The organism is Streptomyces lydicus (assembly GCF_001729485.1).
GTDB lineage: Bacteria > Actinomycetota > Actinomycetes > Streptomycetales > Streptomycetaceae > Streptomyces > Streptomyces lydicus_D.
This window is the reverse complement of the sequence record NZ_CP017157.1, coordinates 1,840,434-1,865,340: the sequence shown is the minus strand read 5'-3', so window position 1 is coordinate 1,865,340 and position 24,907 is coordinate 1,840,434. Positions and strand designations below refer to the sequence as shown.

Below are 24,907 nucleotides of genomic sequence, written 5' to 3'. Positions count from 1 at the left end.
CGAACTGGCCGGAACGGGACCCTGGACACGCTTGCTTCAGCGTCACCCCGCGCCCACCCGGACGTTGATTCCGTGAAGGCGCACCCCCATGCCATGCGGCCCCGCCTCCACGGCTTCTCGACCTCAGACAGGGACGGCAGATGACCCAGGAGCTCACTTCCCCCAGCCCCGCCCCCCAGGCGCCCGGACCGGGCCGAGGTCCGGGGTGGTGGCGCGACGCCGTCATCTACCAGGTGTACGTCCGCTCGTTCGCCGACAGCGACGGCGACGGCGTCGGCGATCTGCGCGGTGCCCGCGAGCGGCTGCCGTACCTCAGGGACCTGGGCGTGGACGCCGTCTGGCTCACGCCGTTCTACTCCTCGCCGCAGGCCGACGGCGGCTACGACGTCGCCGACTATCGCGCCGTCGACCCGCTCTTCGGCAACCTCCAGGACGCCGACGACCTCATCCGCACCGCCCATGACCTGGACCTGCGGGTGATCGTCGACATCGTGCCCAACCACACCTCCGACCGGCACCCGTGGTTCCGGGACCCCGAGCTCGCCCGGCAGCGCTACGTCTTCCGCCCCGGCAAGGGCGAGCACGGCGAGCTGCCGCCCAACGACTGGGAGTCGGTCTTCGGCGGACCCGCCTGGACCCGCACCGACCGCGGCGACTGGTACCTCCACCTCTTCGCGCCCGAGCAGCCCGACCTGGACTGGGACAACCCGGACGTGCACGCCGAATTCGAGGCTGTCATGCGCTTCTGGCTGGACCTGGGCGTGGACGGCTTCCGGGTGGACGTCGCCCACGGCATGGTCAAGGCGTCCGGCCTGCCCGACATCGGCCACGGCCAGCAGGCCAAGCTGATCGGCAGCCAGGTGCTGCCGTTCTTCGACCAGGACGGGGTGCACGCCATCCACCGCACCTGGCGCCGGCTGCTGGACGGCTACGGCGACGCCCACGGCCGGCAGGTGATCGGCGTCGCCGAGGCATGGGCCCCCACCGCCGAGCGCCTGGCCCTCTACGTCCGCCCCGACGAACTCCACCAGGCGTTCAACTTCCAGTTCCTGAACGCCCCTTGGCGGGCCGACGCGCTGCGCGCGGTCATCGACGCCTCGCTCGCCGCCACCACCTCCGTCGGCGCCCCCACGACCTGGGTGCTGTCCAACCACGACGTCGTCCGGCACACCACCCGCCTCGGCGGCGGTCTGCCCCGGGCCCGGGCCGCCACCCTGCTGATGCTGGCACTGCCCGGCTCGGCGTACCTCTACCAGGGCGAGGAACTGGGCCTGCCCGAGGTCACCGACCTGCCCGACGAGGTGCGCCAGGACCCGGCGTTCTTCCGCGGCAGCCAGGCCGGCGGCCAGGACGGCTTCCGGGACGGCTGCCGGGTGCCGCTCCCCTGGACCGGCGAGGCGCCGCCGTACGGCTTCGGGACCGGCGGCAGCTGGCTGCCCCAGCCCGCCGACTGGGCCGCCCTCACCGTCGACGCCCAGACCGGCGACCCCGCCTCCACCCTGGAGCTCTACCGCACCGCACTCGACCTGCGCCGCCGACTGCCCGGCCTGGGCGACGGCGGGATGAGCTGGCAGCCGGCCCCCGACGGCGTGCTGGCCTTCACCCGCCCCGGGCTGCTGTGCACCGTCAACACCCTCCCCCACGACGTCGAGCTCCCGTCGCCCGGAACACCACTGCTCGCCTCCGCCCCGGTGACCGTCAACGGCTCGGTGGCCGTGCTCCCCGGTGACAGTTGCATCTGGTGGGCAATCCAGACAGCCGGACGGTAAGGTCCCACCCATGACCGCCCGGCTGGCCGATATCGCAGCGCAGGCGGGTGTCAGCGAGGCCACCGTCAGCCGGGTGCTCAACGGAAAGCCCGGCGTCTCCGCGACCACCCGCCAGTCCGTGCTGGCCGCCCTCGACGTGCTGGGCTACGAGCGGCCGGTGCGGCTGCGGCAGCGCAGCGCGGGCCTGGTCGGCCTGATCACCCCGGAGCTGGAGAACCCGATCTTCCCGGCGTTCGCCCAGGTCATCGGCCAGGCACTGACCCGCCAGGGCTACACCCCGGTCCTCGCGACGCAGACCCCGGGCGGCTCCACCGAGGACGAGCTGACCGAGATGCTGGTCGACCGCGGGGTGGCCGGCATCATCTTCGTCTCCGGACTGCACGCCGACACCTCCGCCGACATGCAGCGCTACGAGCAGCTGCGCGGCCAGGGCGTGCCGTTCGTGCTCATCAACGGCTTCTCCGACAAGGTGCAGGCGCCGTTCGTCTCGCCCGACGACCGGGCCGCGGTGGACCTGGCCGTCACCCACCTCAGCGCCCTCGGCCACCGGAAGATCGGGCTGGCGCTCGGGCCCAAGCGGTTCGTGCCCGTCCAGCGCAAGATCGAGGGCTTCGTACGCGCCATGCAGGAGCGGCTGGACATCGGCCCGGCCGAGGCCGAGCCGTACATCCAGCACTCGCTGTACACCCTGGAGGGCGGGCAGGCGGCGGCGGGCGCACTGATCGAGCGGGGCGCCACCGCCGTGGTGTGCGCCAGCGACATGATGGCGCTCGGCGCGATCCGGGCGGCCCGGCAGCGCGGGCTGGAGGTGCCGCGCGACATCTCCGTCGTCGGCTTCGACGACTCCCCGCTCATCGCCTTCACCGACCCGCCGCTGACCACGATCCGGCAGCCGGTCACGGCCATGGGGCAGGCGGCGGTGCGCGCGCTGCTGGAGGAGGTCGGCGGTACGCCGGCGCCGCACAGCGAGTTCGTCTTCCACCCCGAGCTGGTGGTGCGCGGCTCGACCGCCTCGGTGCCGAAGACAGCCCGGATTCCCCGCCCGCTGCGGGCCACCTGAGGGTTGCGTCCCGGAGAACGGCGGGGGTCCGGCGTCCGTCTCAGGACCGATACAAAGGATCGAATACCCGACCGGAGGATGATCGGCAACTCGCCCCTTTCTGGCAGACTGTCTGCCTATGGGTGATGCGAATACGAGGACTCTGGACGGCCTTCCGACCACCCCGCCACCCAAGGGGGAGCACCCGGAACGCCCGACGGAAGAGGGTCGGCTGACCCGTCTGCGTTCTCCCCGCACGCCCCGGCTCTGGTTCGAGATCCTGCTGATCGCGGTCAGCTACTGGACGTACTCGGTGATCCGCAACGCGGTGCCGGAGCAGAAGATGAAGGCGCTGCGGAACGCCGACTGGATCTGGCAGGCGGAGCACTCGCTGGGGATCGCCGTCGAGCACACCGTCAACCACGCGGTGAACTCCGTGACGTGGCTGATCGTGACGATGAACTACTACTACGCGACGCTGCACTTCATCGTGACCATCGGGGTGCTGGTCTGGCTCTACCGCTGGCACCCGGGCCGCTACGCCGCGGCCCGGCTGGCCCTGTTCGCCACCACCGGCGTCGCCCTGATCGGCTATTACTTCTACCCGCTGGCACCGCCCCGGCTGATGCCGGACGGCGGCTTCATCGACACCCTCGTCGACCACGGCACCTGGGGCTCGATGGCGTCCGGCAACCTCGCCTCGATGTCCAACCAGTACGCGGCGATGCCGTCGATGCACATCGGCTGGTCGCTGTGGTGCGGCATCACCATCGCCCTGCTGGCCCGGCCGCTGTGGTGCCGCGTCCTCGGCCTGCTCTACCCGACGACGACCCTGCTGGTCATCGTCTCCACCGCGAACCACTTCTGGCTGGACGCGGTGGGCGGAGTCCTGTGCCTCGGCTTCGGCTTCAGCCTCGCCTGCGCCTGGTACGGGTCGCTGCCGCACCGGTTGGCGCAGGTGGCGTTGGCTTGACCTTCCCACGTTGTCGGCTTTCCCGCCGTGGTGGTTGCTCGCCGTTGCGCTTTGCGGCGCCGCCGCACGTTGTCGGCTTTCCCGCCGTGTTTGTCGCTCGCCGTTTCGCCTGCGGCGGGCGTGGGTGGTCGGGTGCGGTGCCGCTCCTCCGGACTTCGTCCTGCGGCGCGGCCCCTCCCGTAGGGGGTGGGAAAAGGCCGGTGGGGGCGGGCGTCAGTGATCACGCCCGCCCACCGGCCCCTACGCCCCGTAGAAGATCTCCTCGACCACGCCGCGAGCCCGGCGGGTGATGCGGCGGTAGTCGTCGATCATGTCGCCGACGTGGCCCTCCTCGTAGCCGAGGTAGCGGCCCACCGCGGCCAGTTCGCGGCCGTCGGTGGGGAACGTGTCGCCGGGGCGGCCGCGCACGATCATCACCGCGTTGCGGACCCGCGCCGCCAGTACCCACGCCTCGTCCAGTATCTGCGCCTCTTCCGTGCCGATCAGCTCGGCGGCGTGGGCCGCGGCCAGCGCCGTGCGGGTACGGGTGGTGCGCAGGCCGGGGATCTCCCAGCCGTGCTGCATCTGGAGCAGCTGCACCGTCCACTCGACGTCGCTCAGTCCGCCGCGGCCGAGCTTGGCGTGGGTGGTGGGGTCGGCGCCGCGGGGCAGCCGCTCGGACTCCATGCGGGCCTTGAGCCTGCGGATCTCGCGGACCGCTTCGTCGCCCAGCCCCTCGGCCGGGTAGCGCAGCGGATCGATCAGCTCGATGAACCGCCGGCCCAGCTCCTCGTCGCCGGCGACCGGTTCGGCGCGCAGCAGGGCCTGGGCCTCCCAGACCAGCGACCAGCGCCGGTAGTAGGCGGCGTACGAGGCGAGGGTGCGCACCAGCGGACCTGACCGGCCCTCCGGGCGCAGATCCGCGTCGATGATCAGCGGCGGGTCGGAGGAGGGCAGTTCGAGCAGCCGGCGCATCTCGTTGGCGACGGCGTGGGCGGCCTTGGCGGCCTCCTGCTCGTCGGCGCCCTCGCGCGGTTCGTGGACGAAGAGGACGTCGGCGTCCGAGCCGTAGCCCAGCTCCTCGCCGCCGAACCGGCCCACGCCGATCACCGCGAAGCGGGTGGGCAGGGTGTCGCCCCACTGGGCGCGGACCGCGGCGCGCAGCGCGCCGGCCAGGGTGGCGGCGTTGAGGTCGGAGAGCGCGGAGCCCACCTGGTCGACGGCCTGGCCGTGGTCGGTCTCGGCGGGGCTGAACTCCGTGCCGTACGCGCCGATCACGTCCGCCGCGGCGGTACGGAACAGTTCCCGGCGGCGCACCCCGCGGGCCGCCGCGACCGCGGCCTCGGCGCCGTCCGCGCGGCCGACCGCGGCCAGTACCTCCTGCTCCAGGGCGGCCCGGGAGCGCGGCTGGAGGCCGTCGGGCGCGCCGAGCAGGGCGACCGCCTCGGGGGCGCGCAGCAGCAGGTCGGGGGCGAGGCGTCCGGCGGACAGCACCCGCGCGAGGTTCTCGGCGGCGGCGCCCTCGTCACGCAGCAGCCGCAGGTACCAGGGGGTCTTGCCGAGGGCGTCGGAGACCTTGCGGAAGTTGAGCAGTCCGGCGTCCGGGTCGGCGGAGTCCGCGAACCAGGCGAGCAGCACCGGCAGCAGGGTCCGCTGGATGGCGGCCTTGCGGGTCACGCCGGACGCCAGCGCCTCCAGGTGGCGCAGCGCGGCGACCGGGTCGGCGTAGCCGAGCGCTTCGAGGCGGTGCCCGGCGGCCTTGGCGGAGAGCCGGGCCTCGCCGGGTTCCAGGTGGGCGACGGCATCGAGCAGGGGGCGGTAGAAGAGCTTCTCGTGCAGCCGGCGCACTTCCCTGGCGTGCCACTTCCACTCCTTGCGGAGGGTGTCGACCGGTTCGGTACGCAGCCCCAACGAGCGTGCCAGGCGCCGGAGTTCGGCCTCTTCCTCGGGCATCAGGTGCGTGCGGCGGAGGCGGATGAGCTGGATGCGGTGCTCCAGCGTGCGCAGGAAGCGGTAGGCGGCGTCCAGGGCGGCGGCGTCCTGGCGTCCGACGTAGCCGCCGGCCGCCAGCGCGGCGAGGGCGTCCAGGGTGGTGGCGCTGCGCAGCGTGGCGTCGCTGCGGCCGTGCACCAACTGCAGCAGCTGGACGGCGAATTCGACGTCCCGCAGTCCGCCGGGGCCGAGCTTGAGCTCCCGCTCGACCTGGGCGGCGGGGATGTTCTCGACGACGCGGCGGCGCATCTGGCGCACGTCGGCGACGAAGTTCTCCCGTTCGGCGGCCTCCCACACCATCGGCGCCAGCGCGTCGACGTACTCCTGGCCCAGGCCCAGGTCGCCGGCCATCGGGCGGGCCTTGAGCAGCGCCTGGAACTCCCAGGTCTTGGCCCAGCGCTGGTAGTAGGCGAGGTGGCTGCTGAGGGTGCGCACCAGCGGGCCGTTGCGGCCCTCGGGGCGCAGGTTGGCGTCCACCGGCCAGATGGTGCCCTCGGGGGTGTTGTCCGAGCACAGCCGCATCATCCGGGCGGCGAGCCGGGTCGCGGCCTGCAGCGCCTCGGCCTCGTCGACGCCTTCCTTGGCCTCGGCGACGAAGATGACGTCGACGTCGGAGACGTAGTTGAGTTCCCGGCCGCCGCACTTGCCCATGCCGATGACGGCCAGCCGGGACACCGCGGCGTCGCCGGGTGCTTCCTCGTAGGAGATCTCCAGGGCGGCGCGGACCGTGGCGGTGGCGAGGTCGGCGAGTTCGGCGGCCACCTCGGCGACGTCGGTGGTCCCGCAGACGTCGCGGGCCGCGATGCCCAGCAGGGCGCGGCGGTAGGCGGCGCGCAGGGCGTCCGCCCGCGGTCTGGTGGCGCCCTCCTCGCCCCAGATGCCCTCGGCGAGCGCCTGCTCGAACTCGGGGGTGGTGGGGTGCAGGTCCACCGACTCGTAGGTGACCAGCGACTGCCAGTCGTCCGGGTGCCGGGCGAGGTGGTCGGCGAGCGCCTCGGACGCGCCGAGCACCCCCAGCAGCCGGTCACGCAGCGGCTTGGCCGCGACGACGGTGCCGAGCAGCGTCTGCCGCCCGTCCGACGGCAGCGCCTCCACCAGCCGGACCAGGCCGCGCAGCGCGAGGTCCGGGTCCGCGGTCCCGCCGAGCGCTTCCAGCAGCGCCGAGTCGTCGCGTACCGGGGCGAGTTCCGGGGTGTCGAGCAGCTCCCCGGCCGCCGAGGGGTCGGTGAAACCGTGCCTCAGCAGCCGGGTGAAGGTGCTGCTCCGCCGTCCCTGCGGAGCGGATAGTGCCATGGTCCAGCCTCTCGGTGGCGCGGTGGCTCAGAGCACGGGCAGCATCTTGCGCAGCTCGAAGGCGGTGACCTCCGAGCGGTACTCCTCCCACTCCTGCTTCTTGTTGCGCAGGAAGAAGTCGAAGACGTGCTCGCCGAGGGTCTCGGCGACCAGTTCGCTGCGTTCCATCAGCTCGATGGCCTCGCCGAGGTTCTGCGGCAGCGGCTCGATGCCCATCGCCCGGCGCTCGGAGTCGGACAGCGCCCAGACGTCGTCGTCGGCGCCGGCCGGGAGCTCGTAGCCCTCCTCGATGCCCTTGAGGCCGGCGGCGAGCAGGACGGCGTAGGTCAGGTAGGGGTTGGCGCCGGAGTCGATCGAGCGGACCTCGACCCGGGTCGAGCCCATCTTGCCGGGCTTGTACATCGGGACGCGGATCAGCGCGGAGCGGTTGTTGTGGCCCCAGCAGATGTACGAGGGGGCCTCGCCGCCGGCGCCCGCGGTGCGGTTGGCGCCGCCCCAGATGCGCTTGTAGGAGTTGACCCACTGGTTGGTGACGGCGGAGATCTCGCCGGCGTGCTTGAGCAGGCCGGCGATGAACGAGCGCCCCACCTTGGAGAGTTGGTACTCCGAGCCGGACTCGTGGAAGGCGTTGCGGTCGCCCTCGAAGAGGGACAGGTGGGTGTGCATGCCGGAGCCCGGGTACTCCGAGAACGGCTTGGGCATGAACGTCGCCTGGACGCCCTGCTCCAGTGCCACCTGCTTCATGACCAGCCGGAACGTCATGATGTTGTCGGCGGTCGAGAGCGCATCGGCGTACCGCAGGTCGATCTCCTGCTGGCCGGGGGCGCCCTCGTGGTGGCTGAACTCCACCGAGATGCCCATCGACTCCAGCATCGTGATGGCCTGGCGGCGGAAGTCCATGCCGACGTTCTGCGGGGTGTGGTCGAAGTAGCCGGAGGAGTCGCCCGGGATCGGCCGGGAGCCGTCGACGGGCTTGTCCTTGAGCAGGAAGAACTCGATCTCGGGGTGGGTGTAGAAGGTGAACCCCAGGTCGGAGGTCTTGGCCAGGATCCGCTTGAGGACGTACCGGGGGTCGGCGTACGAGGGGGAACCGTCCGGCATCAGGATGTCGCAGAACATCCGGGCGGTGCCGGGGGCCTCGGCGCGCCAGGGCAGGATCTGGAAGGTGCCGGGGTCCGGCTTGGCGATCATGTCGGACTCGTACACCCGGGCGAAGCCTTCGATGGCCGAGCCGTCGAAGCCGATGCCCTCGTCGAACGCCTGCTCCAGCTCGGCGGGCGCCACCGCCACCGACTTCAGGAACCCGAGCACGTCGGTGAACCACAGCCGTACGAAGCGGATGTCGCGCTCCTCGAGCGTACGGAGCACAAACTCCTGCTGCTTGTCCATGGGTCACCAATCCTTGCAGGTCAATCGGCCTGTCCGACGCACGTGGGTCGACGTGCGTGGCACACCAGTATCACGTGAGGGGGTTACCGTCACATTACGCACCCTTGGCCTGAACCAGAACCGCCGTCCCGTAACCCTCACCTCTGATCCTTCCCGTGTCCGCCCCGCTCAGCGCGGCGGGCAACCGGATTCGGAGCCGCTTGGCCCACTCTTGATGTGGCCCTGAGGGCCCGTTGACCCGGTATTGAAGGGTCCGTTCCCTGCCGTTCCTAGGGTGGTTCCGGTCGGTGAACGGCCGACGACGGCGGGGAAACGGGGAGAGCGGCACATGGGAGCGGGATTCCAGACCAATCCGGACGCGATGTTCAGCTGTGCGTCCGGTACGGAACGGCTGCGGGAAGAGGTGCCCCGCATCGCGCGGGCGCTGGAGCACGTGGAGATACCGTCGGGCGCCTTCGGCAAGCTGCCGGAGTCCGACGAGCTGCACTCCTCCTACAACGAGCACGCCACCGCGGCGCAGCAGAACATCCACGACATCGCCGAGCTGCTCCAGGGGGCGGCGGAGAGCCTGCGCGCCATGGCGGGCGGCTACGTCGCCAATGAGTACGCCACCCAGGAAGGGTTCGGCGGAGGCGGCGGGAGCGTGTCCGTATGAGCGCCGCGGACGCCTACGCGTGGGTGAACAAGGAGATCGAGAAGCTTCCCGACGTCGAGCAGATCCACAGCAACGAGGAGCACGGCATCGACGCCGGGCTCGACGACGCGATCCGGTGGTTCCTGGACAAGATCGGGCTGATGGAAACGCTCGAAAAGGTCACCGGCATGCCGACGCAGCTGACGCAGGCCGCCCAGGAGTGGAAGGCGCAGGGCGACGCGCTGCACAAGGTGGCCGAGGGGCTGCGCGCGGCGGCGCGGGGCCTGCCCGAGCAGTGGGAGGGCGACGCCTCCGCGGGGTTCGGCCGCGGCATGGGCAAGATCGTCGACGCGATCGACGACACCGGCAAGGACATGGGCCAGACGGCCAAGATCCTCAGCCAGGCGGCCGCCGAGTGCAAGTTCGCCGAGGACGCCATCGTCGCGATCATCCGCGAGGCGATCGAGTGGGCGGCGATGACGCTGGCCGCGATGGTGGTCACCGACATCCTCACGCTGGGCCTGGCCACCGTCGTGGACGGGCTGGTGGCGGAGGCCGAGGTCGCGGTCTTCATCGGCCGGGTGGAGAAGGTCTCGACGGCGCTGGCCAAGACGCTGCGGGACCTGATGAAGGCCGTCAAGGAGTTCAAGAGCGGCGCGAAGTCCTTCAACGAGGCGCGGAAGGTCGCGGGCGCGCTGCGCAAGCTGGGCGGCCCCACGGGCATGCGCGGCCAGAGCATGCGGGACTGGATGGCCCATCACGTCGTCACCGGCCAGATCGCCGGCCACGGCTCGAAGCCCCTGATCGGCGCGGCCACCGGCCTGACCGGCGACTTCAAGACCCCGGTCGAGGACGCGATCAAGCACTTCGGCAAGGAGGCACTGGACGACGAGGGCCCGCAGGAGCCCGCGCCGTACCGCGTGCCCAAGGGCAGTATCGAGGACACCTTCGGCTAGCGGCCGAGGCGGACAGAGAGACGGAACCGATGCACCCCTCCCCCGTCGTCCCGGAACAGGACACCTGGCTCGTCACCCACTCCGCGGGCCTGCTGCGCCCCGGGGAGGTGGTGCGCGGGGCGCTCTGCGTACGGCTCGACCCGCTGGCCCCGGACACGCCGCCCGAGCGGTACCGCAGGCCGAAGCCGGGGGCGGCGGACGCGGCCCGGTTCGCGGGCCGGGGCAGGCTCCTGCTGCCGGTGGCCGCGGTCATGTACGTCGTCTCCGCTCCCGCGCGGCTGCTGGAGCGGGGCGCGCACCACACCTGGCGCGGTGTCCGTCGGCTCTTCCGGGGGCCCGTCTGGGACGGCGGCTGGGAGAGCGCCGCGGGCTGGTTCGTCAGCACCACCCGGGCCGGCGCCGGTGATGTCGCGGGCCACCACAACGAGCAGCTCGCGCTGGTCTTCACCGATCAGCGGCTGCTGCTGCTGAGCAGGCCCGGGCAGCCGGAGCGGGAGGCGGCGCAGCTGCTGGGCGAGGTGCCGGCCGGCGGCTACGCCGGGCGCCGGACGCCGCCCCCGGCCCGGCACCCCCGCCGTGCGGACATCGCCTTCCCCGACGGCTCCTGGCTGGCCCTGGAACCCGACGACCGCCGGCAGGGCCCCTTGCTCAAGGAGCTGCTGCCGCCGGCTCAGGGAGCCTGAAGCGGAGGGGCGCGCGGCGGGGCTACGGCAGGGGGACGGGCGCGTCCCGATCCGTGCCGGAGAGGTTGAGGACGGCGCGGGCCACGGACGCGGGGACGTCGGCCATCACCAGGTGGCCGGCCGGGGCGGCGACGGCGAAGCGGCCGCCCAGTTGCGCGGCGAGCGCCCGCTGACGCTCCAGCCAGCGCAGTTGACGGGCCGTTTCGCTGCCGTCATAGGCGGCCAGGACGGTCACCGGCACGTCCGGCATCGGGTGGCCCGGGCGCAGCGCGGCGAGCTCGGCGGCCTGGTCCAGGTAGGTCGCGTTCTCCAGGGCGCAGGCGCGCAGGACCCGGCTGCTGCGGTAGCCGACGCGCTCCCACGGGTGCGGCGGATGGCTGCCGACGGTGGAGGCGCGGCCTATCAGGCGGCGGGTCGCCGGGCCGAGGGCGCGCGGGACGCCGGCCGCGGACAGGGCGTCGGCCACGCCGCCCGCCCAGGCCGTCCGCACCGCGCGCGGCAGCCGGGGCCGCGGGTCCTCCTCGATGCTGCCGTCGACCAGGACGAGCCCGGCGCAGCGGCCGGGGTGCAGCCGGGCGAACGCCTCGGCGTGGAAGCCGGCGAGCGAGTGGCCGACGACGGTGGCCGGGCCCGGGTGGCCGAGCGCGTCGAGGAGACGGGCGATCCGGTCGGCCTCGGCGGCCAGCGTGGGCGGGCCCGGCGTGGGGGCGCTCAGGCCGAGGCCGGGGCGGTCGAAGCGGACCACGGTGCGGTGCGGGGCCAGCAGCGCGGCGACCGCGTCCCAGTCGAACCACGCCATGCCGAGGCCGCCGCTGAGGACGCAGAGCGGTCCGCCGCCCTCGGTCAGGACGTGCAGCGGGACGCCGTCGACGCGCAGGAAGCGGCCGGGGACGGGCAGGGCGCGCGGAGCGGGGCGGGGGCCTGCGGAGCGGCGGCGAGGTCGGTTCATCGGTCTCCTTCTCCTGGTGCGGTGCGCCGGGGACGCGGGGACGGGCGGGCGGCCGGCGGCGCGGGCCGGGCGGCGTCCCCGGGCCGTGCCACGCACCGCGCGAGCAGCGCGACGTACAGGGCGACCAGCAGGACCTGAAGGCGCTGGCCGGCGCCCAGGGCCCAGGTGCCGCGGCCGGCGGTGAAGGCCGCGACGGAGGCCAGCGTCCAGAAGGTGGCGGCGAGTTCGGCGAGCACCAGGGGCGGGCCGAGGCGGCCGAGCACCGGCCAGCGGGCGTCGCGGCGGGCGGCGAAGGTCAGCAGGACGAGCGCGGCGAGCGCGCCGGCCATGGCGCAGGAGCTGCTGACGGCGTGCGCGGTGTGGGTGGCCGGCACCAGGCCCGCGGTCTCCCGGGCCGCGCAGGCCGGGTCGCCGGTCGGCGCGCAGCTGAGCGGCAGCCGGGAGTCGACGGCGGTGGCGGCGCCGAAGAGGGCCAGCGCGCACCAGCCGGCGGTGGACCAGGGCCGGCGCTCCGTCGTGAGCAGCGCGGCCGTCGCGCCGGCCAGCACCAGCAGCCCGGCGGCGAGGTCGGTGGCGCGGAAGAGGCCGCCGAGCGGCTGGTCGGCGGCGGCCAGCTCGCTGACGTACGCCTGGACGGGGTCGAGCCCGGTGACGAGGACCAGCTCCAGCACCCATGCGGTGTACGCGGCCGCGCCGAGCAGCAGCAGGGCGGCGGCCACCCGGCTGCGGGCGGGGGCGGAACGGGTACGGGTCACGGACATCCAGGTGTTCGGGTGGACCGGCCGGCCGTCGTGCCGGATGCGCCGTGGGCGCGGGAAGGTCAAGGATAGGCGGGCGGCCCCCCGTTCGGCGGTCCACGAATGGAGAGCCATACCCCTCAGGGGTACGGTCCCGAGGAGGGCCGTACCCGGGTCCGTCCGCCGGTTCGTCGTTTCCGTCGAGAGGTCCGCGATGCGTGAACAAGGCAAGACCGCCGCGTGCCGCGGCCGGCTGCCGCTGTTCGCGGCGCCGGCCGCCGTCACCCGGGACGTCCCGCGCGGCCGGTGGCCCATACCCGCGTCGCCGCGTCCCCCACTCCCCGCCCGACTGTCGGTGCCGCGCGTGTAGGAGCGCGCCCCGCCGTCGACGCCCCTCGGAGCCCGCGGCAGCGCCCCTCCCCCGCCCCAGCCCACCGACACCGTCACGAGGTGTTCCATGCCCACGCACTCCCGACGCGCCCTGCTCGGCGCGGGTTTCGCCGCCGCCGGCAGCGGACTGCTGGCCGCCTGCTCCACCGGGGACGGCGGTACGCCCGCCGGCACGGACGTCGGCAGCGGCCCGCACGGCACGCACGCCACCCACGGCCCGCACGGTCCGCACCCCGTCCACGGCCACCACGGGCCGGCGGGCCACCACGCCGCCCACGGCCACGGCCAGGGCCATGACCACGGACCCGCCCGGCACCGCTCCGACGACGACCCCCCGTCGGGCTATCTCTCCCCCGACGGCCCGGAGGTCGCCGAGGCCGAGCGCCGGCGCGGCCTGACCGGCCCGGTGCGCCGCTACACGCTGACCGCCGCCGAGGCCCGGATCGACCTGGGCGGGCGGACCGTCAGGACCTGGGCGTACGACGGCGAACTGCCCGGCAAGGAGATCCGGGTCACCGCCGGCGACCGGCTCCAGCTGACCCTCCACAACCACCTGCCGCAGTCCACCAGCGTGCACTGGCACGGGCTGCACGTCCGCAACGACATGGACGGCGTCCCCGGCATCACCCAACGGGCCATCAGGCCCGGCTCGTCCTTCGACTACCGCTTCGTGGTCAGCGAGCCGGGCACCCACTGGATCCACCCGCACGTCGGCGTGCAGCTGGACCGGGCGCTGTACGCCCCGCTGATCGTCGACGACCCGAAGGAGCCGCTCTCCTACGACAGGGAGTGGGTGGTGCTGCTCGACGACTGGCTCGACGGGATCGACGGCAGCACCCCGGACGCGGTGCTGGCCGAGCTGACCAGGGGCCATCCGCACGGCATGGGCCACATGGGCGGCATGCACGCGGGTGGCGGCGGGACGCGCCACCGGCGCCGGGCGCGCGGCAGCGGCGCGCGGTTCGGCGCCTCGGGCCCCCACGGGCCGTCACGGATGCTCATGGGCGGGCGGAGCCGGCTGCTCGGCGGCGATCCGGGCGATGTGGACCACCCGTTCCACCTCATCAACGGCCGGCTGGCCGAGGACCCGGAGACCTTCCACGCCAAGCCCGGCGACCGCATCCGGATCCGGATCATCAACGCGAGCGGTGACACCGCCTACCGCGTCGCGCTGGGCGGCCACCGGATGACCGTGACGCACACCGACGGCTACCCCGTCCAGCACGCCGGGACCGATGCGCTGCTGATCGGCATGGGTGAGCGCTACGACGTGCTGGTCACCGCCAAGGACGGGGTCTTCCCCTTCAGCGCGCTCGCCGAGGGCAAGCACCGGCGCTCCGCGCTGGCCGTGCTGCGGACCGGAGCGGGGACCAGGCCGGGCGCGTCCACCCGCCCCAGGAAGCTCTTCGGCAGGCTGACGACGGCGTTCCAGCTCAGCGCCGCCGAGTCGGTGCGGGCCGCGCGGCGCTACCCCGACCGCACCATCGACATGACGCTCACCGGCAACATGGCGAGGTACAACTGGTCGATCAACGGGAGGCCGTACACGCCGTCGCAGCGGTACGCGGTGCGGCAGGGCGAGCGGGTGCGGATCGTCTTCCGCAACCACTCCCGGATGTGGCACCCGATGCACCTGCACGGGCACACCTTCGCGCTGCCGGACGGCGGCCCCCTCAAGGACACCGTCATCATGCTGCCCGGCCGCCGGGTGGCGGTCGACTTCGACGCCGACAACCCCGGCCTGTGGATGGTCCACTGCCACAACGTGTACCACTCGGAGGCGGGGATGATGACGATCCTGGGCTACCGCTCCTCGCGGTGAGGCGGGGCGGCCACTGACCACGGGCGGCCCGCACGGCAGGGGCGGGCCGCCCGTTCCCTCCCCCACCGCGCACCGTCGGCCCGTTCCCGGTGCGCAACACCGCCGACACGCCTTCGACCCCCCATTGCGTCAGTAAGACGATTAAACTGGCGGGGTGCCTCAACTTCGTCTCGCCCTCAATCAGATCGACTCCTGCGTCGGCGATCTCGTCCAGAACGCCGAGACGATCGTGCACTGGACCCGGCACGCCGCCGACCAGGGCGCACACCTCGTCGCGTTCCCCGAGATGGCGCTGACCGGCTATCCCGTCGAGGACCTCGCGCTGCGCGGGTCGTTCGTCGAGGCCAGCCGCGCCGCACTGGGCCGGCTGGCCGGACGGCTGGCCGCCGAGGGGCTGGGCGACCTCCCCGTGATCGTCGGCTACCTCGACCGCGCCGCACAGGACCGGCCCCGCTACGGGCGCCCGGCCGGCGCCCCGCAGAACGCCGCCGCCGTCCTGCACCGCGGCGACGTCGTGCTGTCCTTCGCCAAACACCACCTTCCCAACTACGGGGTCTTCGACGAGTTCCGCTACTTCGTCCCCGGTGACACGCTGCCCGTCGTACGGCTGCACGGCGTCGACATCGCGCTCGCCATCTGCGAGGACCTGTGGCAGGACGGCGGCCGGGTGCCCGCGACGCGTACGGCCGGGGCGGGGCTGCTGGTGTCCGTCAACGCCTCGCCGTACGAGCGGGACAAGGACGACACCCGTCTGGAGCTGGTCCGCAAGCGGGCGCAGGAGGCCGGCTGCGCCACCGCCTATCTGGCGATGATCGGCGGCCAGGACGAGCTGGTCTTCGACGGCGACTCGATCGTCGTCGACAAGGACGGCGGGGTGATCGCGCGGGCGCCGCAGTTCGCCGAGGGCTGCGTCCTGGTCGACCTCGACCTGCCCGCCGCCCCGCCCGAGCCGCCGGCCGGCGTCCTGGACGACGGCCTGCGCGTCGAGCACGTCACACTCTCCGCCGACCCGCTGCCGGCGTACCCACCGGAAACCGTCGGCGGCCGGGCCGAGCGCCTCGGCGACCTGGAGGAGATCTACACCGCGCTGGTGGTCGGCCTGCGCGCGTACGTCGCCAAGAACGGCTTCACCAGCGTCGTCCTCGGTCTCTCCGGCGGGATCGACTCGGCGCTGGTCGCCGCCCTCGCCTGTGACGCCCTGGGCGCCGCGCACGTCCACGCCGTGGCGATGCCCTCGCGCTACTCCTCCGACCACTCGCTCACGGACGCCGCGGAACTCGCCCGCCGGACGGGGCTGTCCTTCCGTACGGTCCCGATCGGCCCGATGTTCGACGCGTACATGGAGGCGCTGTCGCTGACCGGCCTCGCCGAGGAGAACCTCCAGTCGCGGCTGCGTGGCACCACCCTGATGGCGATCTCCAACCAGGAGGGCCACCTGGTCCTGGCCCCCGGCAACAAGTCCGAGCTGGCCTGCGGCTATTCGACCCTCTACGGCGACTCGGTGGGCGGCTACGGCCCCATCAAGGACGTCTACAAGTCGGTCGTCTACCAGCTCGCCCGCTGGCGCAACGAGGCCGCCGCCGACCGCGGCCGGACCCCGCCGATCCCGGAGAACACCCTCACCAAGCCGCCGAGCGCGGAGCTGCGCCCCGGCCAGGTCGACACCGACTCGCTCCCCGACTACGACGTCCTGGACCGGATCCTGGCCTGCTACGTCGACCAGGACCGCGGCCGCGAGGAGATCATCGCCCAGGGCTTCGACGAGGCCCTGGTCACCCGGGTCCTGCGGATGGTCGACCATGCCGAGTACAAGCGCCGGCAGTACCCGCCGGGCCCCAAGATCTCCGCCAAGGGCTTCGGCAAGGACCGCCGGCTGCCGATCACCAATCACTGGCGCGAGGGAAGCTGACGGGGGCCGGCCCCGGGCAGCCGCCCGGCCCGGCCCCGGCGGCGGGGTGCGCGGTCAGCCGAGGCGTGAGCCGCCGACGGCCGCGGTGGCGCCCGCGTCCTCGCTGCGGGCCACGATGCGGGACGGGTCGTGGGTGCCCCGGTCCAGCAGGCCCGCCACCACCGCGACGGCCAGGCCGAGCGCCGCCAGTACCGCGCCCACCAGCGTCGGGGAGGTCCAGCCCCAGTTGGCCGCCAGGGCCAGGCCGCCGGCCCAGGCGCCACCGGCGTTGGCCAGGTTGAACGCGGACTGGTTGGAGGCCGCGGCCAGGGTGGGCGCCCGGTGGGCCTTGTTCATCACCAGCATCTGCAGCGGGGTCGTGGTCAGGAAGCCCACGGCGCCGATGAGGACGACGGTGACCAGGGCGGCCCACTTCACCTGGGCGGTGAAGTGGAACGCGGTCAGGACCAGGGCGAGCGCCGCCAGGGACCCGTAGAGGGTGGGCCGCAGCGCCCGGTCGGTGAGCGGGCCGGCGGCCAGCGCGCCGAGGGTCATGCCGATGCCGAAGAGCGCGAGGACCAGCGGGACCGACCCTTCGGCGAAGCCGGTGACCTGGGTCATCATCGAGGCCAGGTAGCTGTAGACGGCGAAGATGCCGGCGAAGCCGAAGACGGTGGTGAGCAGGCCGAGCAGCACCTGCCGGTCGGCCAGGGCGCGCAGTTCGCGCCGCAGGCCGGTGTGCTCCTCCGCCGGGAGCTGCGGGATCAGCTTGGCCAGGGAGGCCATCGCGACCAGGCCGATGACGGCGACGATCAGGAAGGTGGCGCGCCAGCCGAACCGCTGGCCCAGTGAGGTCGCGGCGGGGACGCCGACGATGTTGGCGATGGTCAGGCCGAGGAACATCGTGGCGACCGCGCGGGCCTGCCGTCCCTCGCGTACCAGCCGGGCGGCGACCACCGCGCCGACGCCGAAGAACGCGCCGTGCGGGAGGCCGGCCAGCAGCCGGCCCACGACCAGCAGGCCGAAGTCGGGGGCCAGGGCGGAGGCGAGGTTGCCTGCCGTGAAGACCGCCATCAGCGCGACCAGCATCCGCTTGCGCGGGATGCGGGAGCCGAGCGCGGTCAGGAGCGGGGCGCCGATGACGACGCCGAGGGCGTAGGCGGAGACGAGGTAGCCGGCGGTGGGCACCGAGGTGCCCAGGTCGTCCGCGACGTTGGGCAGCAGGCCCATCATCACGAATTCCGTGGTGCCGATACCGAAGGCCGAGATCGCGAGTGCGAGCAGAGCCAAGGGCATGAAGACCTGGACCTTTCGGGGGACGTTCCGTACAAGGACTTCCGGTTAAGTTCTCTTACGGAACAAAGTGTCGCAGGCCCAGTATTCCGACGGGGGAACGGGACGTTACGAGCCCGCGTCGGTCCCGTTCCCCGCTCGTCGGCGCAGGTCAGATCTTCACGGACGCGGCGACCGGCAGATGGTCGCTGCCGGTCGACGGCATCACCCACGCCTTGACCGGATCCATCCCCTTCATCATGATCTGGTCGATCCGGGCCATCGGGAACGACGCCGGCCAGCTGAAGCCGAAGCCGTCACCGGCCGCGCCCTGCGCGGAGCGCATCTGCGAGGTCACCGGGGCGAGCGAGCGGTCGTTCATGGTGCCGTTGAGGTCGCCGAGCAGCATGACCTTCTTCACCGGGTCGGCGGCGATCGCCTCCCCCAGCGCGGCGGCGCTGCCGTCGCGCTGATTGGCGGTGAAGCCGGCCTCGACCTTGACCCGCACCGACGGCAGGTGCGCGACGTAGACCGCGAACTGCCGGCCGTCGGGGGCGGTGACGGTGGCGCGCAGCGCGCGGGTCCAGCCCATCTTGATGTCCACCGGCCTGGTGTCGGTCAGCGGGCGCTTGCTCCACAGCCCGACGGTGCCCTCGACCGTGTGGTACGGGTACGCCTCGGCCAGGCCCTTGCGGTAGCTGGGCAGCGCCTGGCCGGTCAGCTCCTCCAGGGCCACCACGTCGGCGCCGGACGCCACGATGTCCCGGGCGGTGGCCGCCGGGTCGGGGTTGTCGGCGTTGACGTTGTGGCTGACGACGGTGAGGTTGCCGCCGGCGCCGGCCTTGTCGGTGAGCTGCCCGCCGAAGAGGTTGATCCACGCGAAGGCCGGCAGGACCAGCGCGATCAGCGCGGTCGTGGAGCGGCGCAGGACCGCGCAGAGCAGCAGCAGCGGGATGCCCAGCCCCAGCCACGGCAGGAAGGTCTCCAGCAGACTGCCCAGGTTGCCGACCGCGTTGGGAATCCTGGCGTGCAGGATCATCAGCAGCCCGAGCAGCACGGCGAGCACCGCGAGCACCAGGCCGCGCCGCCACATGCCCTCCGGGCGCCACCAGTTCCGCAGGCGTTCGGCCCGGGAACCGGCCCGTCCGGGCCCCTGTCCCTGTCCCGGCTCCGTCATGTATGCCTGCGCCATGTAGCTGTCCTCACTGCCTTGCTCCGGTGCGCCTCGCCTGTGATCCACGACCCTAGGCGATGGCCGTAATGCGCTTTCTTAGATTCGTGCTGCGCCTTGTCGCAGGGGAGGACGGCACGGCGCGGGGTCGGGGTTCCGGCCCGGGGGATCGTGACGGCGGCTGTGACAGAACGGGCATCGTCCGGTCATACGGGCCGGTGGCGCGGGACGGTCGCGCGCCGGCCGGGCCGGGCGCCAACTCCCCGGAGCGGGCGCCGGATTCAGCCCGCGACGGCCCGCGGACCGGGCCGTACGCCTTCCAGGACCGTGTCGACGACGTCCTCGGCGAACCCCTCGGGCAGCTCCTTCCACTCGTGGCGGAGCGCGCGGGCCAGCATCGGACCGACGAAGAGGTCGGCGAGGGTCTCCGGGTCACGGTCGGCGCGGATCTCGCCGTTGGCCATGCCGCGCCGCAGCACGCCGAGCAGCGCCTCGTGGCGGGCCCGCAGCACCGTCTCGTGGTACTCGGCCCACAGCTCGGGCTGCGCCTGGACGTGGGCGACGACCGCCCGCAGCAGCGCGGAGCCGCGCTTGGCCAGGCCCCGGCGGCGCAGGAACTCCATGAGGGAGACCAGGTCGTCGCGTACCGAGGCGCCGTCCAGCCGGGGGCCCTGGGCGTCCAGGGACCGCATCACGTCGAGCATCAGGGCGCTCTTGCCGGGCCAGCGGCGGTAGACGGTGGCCTTGCCGACGCCGGCCTCGCGCGCGATCCGCTCCATGGACAGCTCGCCTATGGAGACGCCGTCCTCGATGAGGCGCAGCACGGCCTCGATGATGGCGGAGTCGGCCGTGGCGCTGCGCGGCCGGCCGCGGCCCCCCGGGGCGGCCGGCCCCGGCCGCGTCCCGGCCGCCGCCACCTCGGGGTCCTCCGCCGCCCGGCTCATCTCGCTGCGCCCGCCTTCCGCTCGTCCCGCGGCTCCGCCGGCTGCGGCGCCGGTTCCATTTTGCCCGGCAGGAACGCCAGCACGACGAGCGCACCGAAGATCGAAACCGTGGCCGAACCGAGTGCGGTGACGTGCATGGCGTGCAGGAACGCCTGGTCGGCCGCGGCGGCCAGCGGGCGGCCGGCCGGGCCCATCCGGGCCGCGAGACCGAGGGTCGCCTCGATGGACTCGCCGGCCGCGTGCCGGGCCGCGGCCGGCAGGCCGGGCAGCGCGTCGAGCCGGCCCTGGATCCGGTCGCGGTAGGTGGTGGAGAGCAGTGAGCCTAGGACGGCGACGCCGAGGGTGCCGCCGACCTGCCGGAAGACGTTGTTGAGCGCGGAGCCGGAGCCGGCCTTCTCCCGCGGCAGCGACTGCATGATCGCGACGGTGACCGGCGGCATGATGTGCGCCATCCCGGCGCCCTGGAGGAAGAACAGCGCCTCCATGACCCAGAGCGGGGTGTCGGTGTCCAGCAGTAGCAGTCCCACCATGGTGTCGGCCACCACGAACATGCTGAAGGTGCACACCGCGCGGGCGCCGAAGCGGTCCACGGCCAGCCGGGCCCGCGGCGCGAAGATCAACTGGGCCGCGGCCAGCGGCAGGATCAGCACCCCCGCCTGCAGCGGGCTGTAGCCGCGCACGCTCTGCACGTAGAAGACGATGAAGAACGTGACGCCCATCAGCGAGAAGAAGACCAGCGCGATGGCGGCCACGGCGGCGGAGAAGGCGGGTTTGCGGAAGTAGCCGATGTCGATCGACGGATGGTCGCTGCGCTTCTGGTGCACCACGAACACCCCGAGCACCACCAGGCCGCCGGCGACCGTGCCGACCACCTGCGGGTCGGTGAAGTCGGCGAGCTGCCCGCCCTTGATGATCCCGTAGACCAGCAGGACCAGGCCGACGACGGACAGCAGCACCCCGACCGGGTCCATCCGGCCGGGCGCCGGGTCCCGGGAGTCGGGCACCAGGACCAGCATCGCGATCAGTGCGATCAGCACGATGGGGACGTTGACCAGGAAGACCGAGCCCCACCAGAAGCGGTCGAGCAGCAGACCGCCGGCGATCGGGCCGATCGCGATGGCCAGGCCCACGCCACCGGCCCAGATGCCGATCGCCCGGGGCTGCTCGTCGCGCTCGAAGACGTTCATCAGGACGGCGAGGGTGGCCGGCATGACGAAGGCGCCGCCCAGACCCATCACGGCGCGGAAGGCGATCAGCTGGGTGGGCGACCCGGCGAACGCGGCGAGCACCGAGCCGGCGCCGAACACCGCCAGGCCGAACAGCAGCATCTTCTTGCGGCCCAGGCGGTCCCCGAGCAGGCCGGAGGTGAACAGCAGCCCGGCGAAGACCAGCGTGTAGGCGTTGATCGCCCACTCCAGCTCGCTCTGGGTGGCACCGAGACCGGTGGGGCGTGGCGTGGCGATCGTCTTCATGGCGACGTTCAGGATGGAGTTGTCCAGCACCACGATCAGCAGGCTGAGCATGAGCGTGTAGAGGATCGCCCAGCGACGGCGGTGGATGCGGTCGGGGACCTGGCGGACGGGCGGCCCGCCGGGCGGGGTGGAGGAGGTGGCCATGACGGCACCTTACGCTTTTCGATACGGGTCCGTTCCGTATCGAAACTCCCGACCGGAGCATCCGCGGACCGGGACAATCCGGGGCAGGCCGTGCCGCAAACCGGGACGGGCGTCACAGCCGGCCCGGCGTCGCTCCCCTTTTCCTTTGCGCGCGGGCCGTGCCAGCATGGTGGGGAGTCCGGGGACACCGTCAGGGTGCCTCGAGATGACGAACAGGAGCCGTCACCATGACGCAGCCTTCGCCTGCCCAGAAGCCGGTCCCCAAGTCGCTCTACGGGGGAACGAGCTCGCGCCGGATCACCGTGCGCGACATCGCCGCCGCCAAGGAACGCGGCGAGAAGTGGCCCATGCTCACCGCGTACGACGCGATGACCGCCTCCGTCTTCGACGAGGCCGGCATCCCCGTCCTGCTCGTCGGCGACTCGATGGGCAACTGCCACCTCGGCTACGACTCCACGGTGCCGGTCACCATGGACGAGATCACCCTGCTGTCCGCCGCGGTCGTACGGGGCACCAAGCGCAGCCTCGTCGTCGGCGACCTGCCGTTCGGCTCGTACCAGGAAGGCCCGGTGCAGGCGCTGCGCAACGCCACCCGGCTGATGAAGGAGGCCGGGGTCGGCGCGGTCAAGCTGGAGGGCGGTGAGCGCTCCGCCGACCAGGTGGAACTCCTGGTCTCCTCCGGCATCCCGGTGATGGCGCACGTCGGACTCACCCCGCAGTCGGTCAACGCCTTCGGCGGCTACCCCGTGCAGGGCCGCGGCGAGGAAGCCGCCCAGCAGCTGCTGCGGGACGCCAAGGCGGTGCAGGACGCCGGGGCGTTCGCGGTCGTCCTGGAGGCCGTACCGGCCGAACTGGCCGCCGAGGTCACCCGTTCGCTGCACATCCCGACCGTCGGCATCGGCGCGGGCCTGGACTGCGACGCGCAGGTCCTGGTGTGGACCGACATGGCCGGCATGACCGCCGGCCATGTACCGAAGTTCGTCAAGCAGTACCTGCAACTGCGGGACCTGCTCGGCGACGCGGCAAAGGCATTCGCGGAGGAGGTCGTGGGGGGCACGTTCCCTGCCCCCGCGCATACGTTCCACTGATTCGGCCCACGTTGTTGTCCGTCCCGCCGTGGTGGTTGTTCGCCGTGGCGCCTGCGGCGGGCCCTTCCGCTGCGCTTTGCTGCCGCCCACGTCTTCGGCTTCCCCGCCGTTGCGCCTGCGGCGGGCCGGGTTGTTGTCGGGTGCGGTGCCGGCCCTCCGGACTTCGTCCTGCGGTCCGGCCCCTCCCGCGGGAGGAAAAGTTGAAGGCCGGTGGGGGCGAGCGTCAGTAACGACGCCCGCCCCCACCGGCCTTTTTCCACCCACTACGGGAGGGGTCGCGCCGCAGGACGAAGTCCGGAGGAGCGGCACCGCACCCGACCACCCACGCCCGCCGCAGGCGCAACGGCGAGACGAAACACGGCGGGACAGACAAAAACGTGGGACGCCTATCGGAAACGTATCGGCGCGCTGTCGGTAGCCGCTGGCACCGTAAGGGCCATGACGCGACAGACGATATCCACCAAGGGCGGCAACGCCGTGGAGGTGCGCGGGCTGGTCAAGCACTTCGGCGAGGTCAAGGCCGTCGACGGGGTGGACCTGGACGTGAAGGAAGGCACCGTGCTCGGCGTGCTCGGTCCCAACGGGGCCGGCAAGACGACGCTCGTGCGGTGCCTGTCCACCCTCCTGGTGCCGGACGCCGGCCACGCCGTGGTGGCGGGCTACGACGTGGTGCGCCAGCCCCGCGCGCTGCGCCGCACGATCGGCCTGACCGGGCAGTACGCCTCGGTCGACGAGAAGCTCTCCGGCTGGGAGAACCTGTACATGATCGGGCGGCTGCTCGATCTGTCCCGCAAGGACGCCCGCGGCCGCGCGGACGAGATGCTGGAGCGGTTCTCGCTGACCGAGGCCGCCAAGCGGCCCGCGGCCAAGTACTCGGGCGGTATGCGCCGGCGGCTGGACCTGGCCGCCTCGATGATCGGCCGCCCGGCCGTCCTCTATCTGGACGAGCCGACCACCGGCCTGGACCCCCGCACCCGCAACGAGGTGTGGGAGGAGGTCCAGCGGATGGTGCGCGAGGGCGCGACGGTGCTGCTGACCACGCAGTACATGGAAGAGGCCGAGCAGTTGGCGAACGAGCTGACCGTGATCGACCGCGGCCGGGTGATCGCCGAGGGCCGGGTCGACGAGCTCAAGGCGAAGGTCGGCGGGCGGACGCTGCAGATCCGGCCGAGCGACGCGGGCGAGCTGGACCGGATGGTCGGCGCCATCGCGCAGGCCGGTCTGGACGGCATCGCGGGCGCCACGGCCGACCACGACGGGGGTGTGGTCAATGTCCCGATCATCAGCGACGAGCAGCTGACCGCGGTGGTCAACGTGCTCGGCCAGCGGGGCTTCGCGCTCGCCGGGATCTCCACCCATCTGCCCAGCCTGGACGAGGTGTTCCTGGCCATCACGGGCCAGAAGACGTCCGACACGGCGGACGGCGGCCCGGCCGACGACGCCACCGACCAGCAGTACGCGGAGGTGACGGCATGAGTGCCGCGACGATGACGGCGCCGCTGACCAGGACCGGCGCGGACGAGGGCCGGATCGGGCTGCGCAACAACCTGCGGCACATCGGTGCCCTGGTGCGGCGCAACGCCCTGCAGATCAAGCACGATCCGGAGTCGATGTTCGACGTCCTGCTGATGCCGATCGTCTTCATCCTGCTGTTCACCTATGTCTTCGGTGGCGCGATCGCCGGCGTCGGCCACCAGGTGGACTACATCCAGCGGCTGGTGCCCGGCATGATGACGATGATGGGCATGAACATCGCCATGGCGGTGGGCAGCGGCGTCAACGAGGACTTCCGCAAGGGCGTGATGGACCGCTTCCGGACGATGCCCATCGCCCGGTCCTCGGTCTTGATAGCCAAGATCGTCGTCGAGATCGGCCGGATGCTGATCGCCACCGCGATCCTGCTCGGCATGGGCTTCCTGCTCGGCATGGAGATCCACGGCGGTGTGCTGGAGTTCCTCGCCGCGATCGTGCTGACCACCGTCTTCGGCGTGGCGCTGATGTGGATCTTCATCCTGCTGGGACTCTCCGTGAAGACCCCTCAGGCGGTGCAGGGCATGGCGATGATCGTGCTGATGCCGCTGCAGTTCGGCTCGTCGATCTTCGTGCCGACGACGTCGATGCCCGGCTGGCTGCGGGGCTTCACCGAGGTCAACCCGCTGTCCCAACTGGCGGACGCGGCCCGTGCGTTGTTCGACGGCCACGGTGCGGTGGCCCATCCGGCGCTGATCACCCTCGGCTGGGCGGTCGGCATCACCGCCGTCACCATGCCGCTCGCGGTCGCCAAGTTCCGCAGCAAGACCTGACGTGCGTCCCGCAGGGGGCT

Annotated in this window: 19 protein-coding genes; 11 read left to right on the top strand and 8 right to left on the bottom strand. The window is 72.6% G+C overall.

Annotated elements, in window-relative coordinates:
* The first annotated feature begins 140 nt into the window (after positions 1–140).
* The 3 genes from SL103_RS08035 (at position 141) to SL103_RS08025 (ending at position 3,781) form a co-directional block, all read left to right on the top strand.
* The gene (locus tag SL103_RS08035; protein ID WP_069568047.1) at positions 141–1,769 is read left to right on the top strand and encodes a glycoside hydrolase family 13 protein; all 1,629 of its coding nucleotides are present in this window, start codon (positions 141–143) and stop codon (positions 1,767–1,769) included.
* Between the two features lie 10 nt (positions 1,770–1,779).
* Positions 1,780–2,829, top strand: coding sequence for a LacI family DNA-binding transcriptional regulator (locus tag SL103_RS08030; protein WP_033270761.1), 1,050 nt, complete (start codon positions 1,780–1,782; stop codon positions 2,827–2,829).
* Positions 2,830–2,947: 118 nt separating this feature from the next.
* Complete coding sequence (locus SL103_RS08025; RefSeq protein ID WP_244303867.1) at positions 2,948–3,781, top strand: phosphatase PAP2 family protein; 834 nt, start codon at positions 2,948–2,950, stop codon at positions 3,779–3,781.
* Positions 3,782–4,021: 240 nt separating this feature from the next.
* Here the strand turns inward: SL103_RS08025 and SL103_RS08020 are convergent, their stop codons facing one another.
* On the bottom strand, positions 4,022–7,045 hold the full coding sequence (locus tag SL103_RS08020) for a bifunctional [glutamine synthetase] adenylyltransferase/[glutamine synthetase]-adenylyl-L-tyrosine phosphorylase (RefSeq protein ID WP_069568046.1): 3,024 nt from the start codon (positions 7,043–7,045) through the stop codon (positions 4,022–4,024).
* A gap of 27 nt (positions 7,046–7,072) precedes the next feature.
* Positions 7,073–8,434, bottom strand: a complete 1,362-nt coding sequence (glnA, locus tag SL103_RS08015) for a type I glutamate--ammonia ligase (protein WP_069568045.1) — start codon at positions 8,432–8,434, stop codon at positions 7,073–7,075.
* A 328-nt stretch (positions 8,435–8,762) separates the two neighbouring features.
* Between glnA and SL103_RS08010 the strand changes: the two genes are divergently transcribed.
* The 3 genes from SL103_RS08010 to SL103_RS36775 are packed head-to-tail and all read left to right on the top strand — an operon-like array spanning position 8,763 to position 10,707.
* Complete coding sequence (locus SL103_RS08010; protein WP_069568044.1) at positions 8,763–9,089, top strand: hypothetical protein; 327 nt, start codon at positions 8,763–8,765, stop codon at positions 9,087–9,089.
* Positions 9,086–10,024: a WXG100 family type VII secretion target gene (locus tag SL103_RS08005; protein ID WP_069568043.1), complete on the top strand. Its 939-nt coding sequence runs from the start codon at positions 9,086–9,088 to the stop codon at positions 10,022–10,024. The genes SL103_RS08010 and SL103_RS08005 overlap by 4 nt, the downstream gene beginning before the upstream one ends.
* A gap of 29 nt (positions 10,025–10,053) precedes the next feature.
* Positions 10,054–10,707: a hypothetical protein gene (locus tag SL103_RS36775; RefSeq protein WP_069568042.1), complete on the top strand. Its 654-nt coding sequence runs from the start codon at positions 10,054–10,056 to the stop codon at positions 10,705–10,707.
* A gap of 22 nt (positions 10,708–10,729) precedes the next feature.
* Here SL103_RS36775 and SL103_RS07995 read toward each other — a convergent pair whose 3' ends face one another.
* A complete protein-coding gene (locus SL103_RS07995) occupies positions 10,730–11,656 on the bottom strand; it encodes an alpha/beta fold hydrolase (RefSeq protein ID WP_079145629.1) in 927 nt (308 codons plus the stop codon).
* On the bottom strand, positions 11,653–12,411 hold the full coding sequence (locus tag SL103_RS07990; protein ID WP_432215344.1) for a DUF998 domain-containing protein: 759 nt from the start codon (positions 12,409–12,411) through the stop codon (positions 11,653–11,655). Before SL103_RS07990 ends, SL103_RS07995 begins: the two co-directional genes overlap by 4 nt.
* 439 nt (positions 12,412–12,850) lie before the next feature.
* Here SL103_RS07990 and SL103_RS07985 point away from each other — a divergent pair, with 439 nt between their 5' ends.
* Positions 12,851–14,605, top strand: a complete 1,755-nt coding sequence (locus tag SL103_RS07985) for a multicopper oxidase family protein (RefSeq protein WP_069568041.1) — start codon at positions 12,851–12,853, stop codon at positions 14,603–14,605.
* A gap of 154 nt (positions 14,606–14,759) precedes the next feature.
* The gene (locus tag SL103_RS07980; protein ID WP_069568040.1) at positions 14,760–16,514 is read left to right on the top strand and encodes an NAD+ synthase; all 1,755 of its coding nucleotides are present in this window, start codon (positions 14,760–14,762) and stop codon (positions 16,512–16,514) included.
* Between the two features lie 54 nt (positions 16,515–16,568).
* Here SL103_RS07980 and SL103_RS07975 read toward each other — a convergent pair whose 3' ends face one another.
* The 4 genes from SL103_RS07975 to SL103_RS07960 all read right to left on the bottom strand — a co-directional run bounded on the left by SL103_RS07975 (position 16,569) and on the right by SL103_RS07960 (position 21,496).
* Positions 16,569–17,789 carry an MFS transporter gene (locus tag SL103_RS07975; protein WP_069568039.1) on the bottom strand — a complete coding sequence of 407 codons (1,221 nt, stop codon included), beginning with the start codon at positions 17,787–17,789 and terminating at the stop codon, positions 16,569–16,571.
* A 148-nt stretch (positions 17,790–17,937) separates the two neighbouring features.
* Positions 17,938–18,942 carry an endonuclease/exonuclease/phosphatase family protein gene (locus SL103_RS07970; RefSeq protein WP_069573521.1) on the bottom strand — a complete coding sequence of 335 codons (1,005 nt, stop codon included), beginning with the start codon at positions 18,940–18,942 and terminating at the stop codon, positions 17,938–17,940.
* Positions 18,943–19,217: 275 nt separating this feature from the next.
* Positions 19,218–19,880, bottom strand: a complete 663-nt coding sequence (locus SL103_RS07965; RefSeq protein ID WP_069568038.1) for a TetR/AcrR family transcriptional regulator — start codon at positions 19,878–19,880, stop codon at positions 19,218–19,220.
* Complete coding sequence (locus SL103_RS07960) at positions 19,877–21,496, bottom strand: MFS transporter (protein ID WP_069568037.1); 1,620 nt, start codon at positions 21,494–21,496, stop codon at positions 19,877–19,879. The genes SL103_RS07965 and SL103_RS07960 overlap by 4 nt, the downstream gene beginning before the upstream one ends.
* 227 nt (positions 21,497–21,723) lie before the next feature.
* On the opposite strand from SL103_RS07960, the gene panB reads away from it, so the two are divergent.
* From panB to SL103_RS07945, 3 genes are all read left to right on the top strand, one after another.
* Positions 21,724–22,584: a 3-methyl-2-oxobutanoate hydroxymethyltransferase gene (panB, locus tag SL103_RS07955; protein ID WP_069568036.1), complete on the top strand. Its 861-nt coding sequence runs from the start codon at positions 21,724–21,726 to the stop codon at positions 22,582–22,584.
* 438 nt (positions 22,585–23,022) lie between these two features.
* Positions 23,023–24,060, top strand: coding sequence for an ATP-binding cassette domain-containing protein (locus SL103_RS07950; protein ID WP_069568035.1), 1,038 nt, complete (start codon positions 23,023–23,025; stop codon positions 24,058–24,060).
* Positions 24,057–24,887, top strand: coding sequence for an ABC transporter permease (locus SL103_RS07945; RefSeq protein WP_069568034.1), 831 nt, complete (start codon positions 24,057–24,059; stop codon positions 24,885–24,887). The genes SL103_RS07950 and SL103_RS07945 overlap by 4 nt, the downstream gene beginning before the upstream one ends.
* Positions 24,888–24,907 lie beyond the last annotated feature (20 nt).

Excerpts from the sequence above, each read along its gene's own strand:
- SL103_RS07995 (WP_079145629.1), bottom strand. The coding sequence starts at position 11,656 with ATGAACCGACCTCGCCGCCGCTCCGCAGGCCCCCGCCCCGCTCCGCGC.
- SL103_RS07965 (WP_069568038.1), bottom strand. The coding sequence starts at position 19,880 with ATGAGCCGGGCGGCGGAGGACCCCGAGGTGGCGGCGGCCGGGACGCGG.
- glnA (WP_069568045.1), bottom strand. The coding sequence starts at position 8,434 with ATGGACAAGCAGCAGGAGTTTGTGCTCCGTACGCTCGAGGAGCGCGAC.
- SL103_RS07950 (WP_069568035.1), top strand. The coding sequence starts at position 23,023 with ATGACGCGACAGACGATATCCACCAAGGGCGGCAACGCCGTGGAGGTG.
- SL103_RS08010 (WP_069568044.1), top strand. The coding sequence starts at position 8,763 with ATGGGAGCGGGATTCCAGACCAATCCGGACGCGATGTTCAGCTGTGCG.
- SL103_RS08035 (WP_069568047.1), top strand. The coding sequence starts at position 141 with ATGACCCAGGAGCTCACTTCCCCCAGCCCCGCCCCCCAGGCGCCCGGA.
- SL103_RS08020 (WP_069568046.1), bottom strand. The coding sequence starts at position 7,045 with ATGGCACTATCCGCTCCGCAGGGACGGCGGAGCAGCACCTTCACCCGG.
- SL103_RS08030 (WP_033270761.1), top strand. The coding sequence starts at position 1,780 with ATGACCGCCCGGCTGGCCGATATCGCAGCGCAGGCGGGTGTCAGCGAG.
- panB (WP_069568036.1), top strand. The coding sequence starts at position 21,724 with ATGACGCAGCCTTCGCCTGCCCAGAAGCCGGTCCCCAAGTCGCTCTAC.
- SL103_RS07970 (WP_069573521.1), bottom strand. The coding sequence starts at position 18,942 with ATGACGGAGCCGGGACAGGGACAGGGGCCCGGACGGGCCGGTTCCCGG.
- SL103_RS07945 (WP_069568034.1), top strand. The coding sequence starts at position 24,057 with ATGAGTGCCGCGACGATGACGGCGCCGCTGACCAGGACCGGCGCGGAC.
- SL103_RS07960 (WP_069568037.1), bottom strand. The coding sequence starts at position 21,496 with ATGGCCACCTCCTCCACCCCGCCCGGCGGGCCGCCCGTCCGCCAGGTC.
- SL103_RS07975 (WP_069568039.1), bottom strand. The coding sequence starts at position 17,789 with ATGCCCTTGGCTCTGCTCGCACTCGCGATCTCGGCCTTCGGTATCGGC.
- SL103_RS36775 (WP_069568042.1), top strand. The coding sequence starts at position 10,054 with ATGCACCCCTCCCCCGTCGTCCCGGAACAGGACACCTGGCTCGTCACC.
- SL103_RS08025 (WP_244303867.1), top strand. The coding sequence starts at position 2,948 with ATGGGTGATGCGAATACGAGGACTCTGGACGGCCTTCCGACCACCCCG.
- SL103_RS08005 (WP_069568043.1), top strand. The coding sequence starts at position 9,086 with ATGAGCGCCGCGGACGCCTACGCGTGGGTGAACAAGGAGATCGAGAAG.
- SL103_RS07985 (WP_069568041.1), top strand. The coding sequence starts at position 12,851 with ATGCCCACGCACTCCCGACGCGCCCTGCTCGGCGCGGGTTTCGCCGCC.